General features: G+C 63.7%; 1 protein-coding gene. It reads right to left on the bottom strand.

Annotation, left to right across the window (positions count from 1 at the left end):
* Positions 1-383 precede the first annotated feature (383 nt).
* The coding region (gene purH / locus DBR12_RS11470) for a bifunctional phosphoribosylaminoimidazolecarboxamide formyltransferase/IMP cyclohydrolase (protein WP_233244402.1) at positions 384-1,635 on the bottom strand (1,252 nt) is incomplete at its 5' end.

Below are 1,635 nucleotides of genomic sequence, written 5' to 3'. Positions count from 1 at the left end.
AGGTAGTCCAACGCGTCAGCGCGGTCGCGATACCGCGCTGCGATCTGTTGGAACGGTGGACCCACGTAGTAACGCTCCACGCCGTGGCAGCGCAAGCAATCAGATGCTTTGACCAGACGAAGCCCTGGGGATCCGGACGGCGGTGGTGCAGAGCCGCCGTTCCCGCCCGGCCCTGAGGCCCCCTGGGCAGCCTTCGGCAGATCAGCACCCGGCTGAAGCATGCGCCAGCCCAGGTTGAGCATGCCAAAAACCACCAGCGCACTGGATGCTCCCAGCACCCATTTCAGCCAGCGGGGCCGGGGCGTCGGGCTCTCATCGTCGCGGTGCACGCTTTGGCGTCTGAGAGAGGGAGGTATGAATCAACGGCAGCTCAATGGCGGAAGTCAATGGCGGAAGTGGCGCACGCCGCTGAACACCATGGCCACGCCGCGCTCGTTGGCGGCGTCAATGACTTCGTTGTCGCGCATCGAGCCGCCGGGCTGGATCACGCAGGTGGCGCCTGCATCGACCACCACATCGAGGCCGTCGCGGAAGGGGAAGAAGGCATCGCTGGCCACCACGGTACCTGCCAGCGACAGGTTGGCGTGACTGGCCTTGATGCTGGCGATGCGGGCCGAGTCGAGGCGGCTCATCTGGCCCGCGCCCACGCCCATGGTCATGCCGCCCTTGCAGAAGACGATGGCATTGCTCTTGACGTACTTGGCCACCTTCCAGGCGAACAGCAGGTCCTCCATTTCCTCCAGCGTGGGCTGCTTCTTGGTGACCACCTTGAGGTCGATGAGCGAGAGCTCGTGGTTGTCTGCCGTCTGCAGCAGCAGGCCCGAGCCGATGCGCTTGGTGTCCATGGCGTTGCGGCCACGGCTCCAGTGCGTGGTGCCGCCGTGGGCGGGCAGCGCGATCTTGAGCAGGCGCACGTTGGCCTTGGCCTTGAAGATTTCCAGTGCTTCAGCAGTGAAGTCGGGGGCCATCAGCACTTCCACAAACTGCTTGCTGACCTGGGCGGCAGCGGCACCGTCCACCGTGCGGTTGAAAGCGATGATGCCGCCGAAGGCACTGGTGGGGTCGGTCTGGAAAGCCTTGCTGTAGCTGTCCAGCGCATCCAGGCCTACGGCCACGCCGCAGGGGTTGGCGTGCTTGACGATGACGCAGGCCGCAGCGTCAAAGCTCTTGACGCATTCCCACGCAGCATCGGCGTCGGCGATGTTGTTATATGAAAGTTCTTTGCCTTGCAACTGCACACCGGTGACCAGCGAGCCAGACGCCGGGTGCAGATCGCGGTACAGCGCGGCTTGCTGGTGGCTGTTTTCGCCGTAGCGCAGGTCTTGCACCTTGATAAAAGCGCCGTTGCTTTGGCCGGGGAACTGGCTGCGCTCGGGCACGTAGGATTCCGACAGTTTCTCTTCTTCAAACGTGACGGACGAGAGGTAGTCGCTGATGGCACCGTCGTATTGCGCGATGCGGTTGAAAGCAGCCACCGAGAGGGCAAAGCGCAGTTTGTCACTCAGCTTTCCATTCGCCTTCAGCTCGGCCAGCACGGCTTCGTACTGGTCGGCGGCGGTGATCACGCCCACGTCTTTCCAGTTCTTGGCGGCACTGCGCACCATGGCGGGGCCGCCGATGTCGATGTTCTCGATG

The sequence above is a fragment of the Acidovorax sp. HMWF029 genome, from assembly GCF_003060895.1.
Taxonomy (GTDB): Bacteria; Pseudomonadota; Gammaproteobacteria; order Burkholderiales; family Burkholderiaceae_C; genus Acidovorax.
This window is presented reverse-complemented; position numbering and strand designations above follow the sequence as displayed.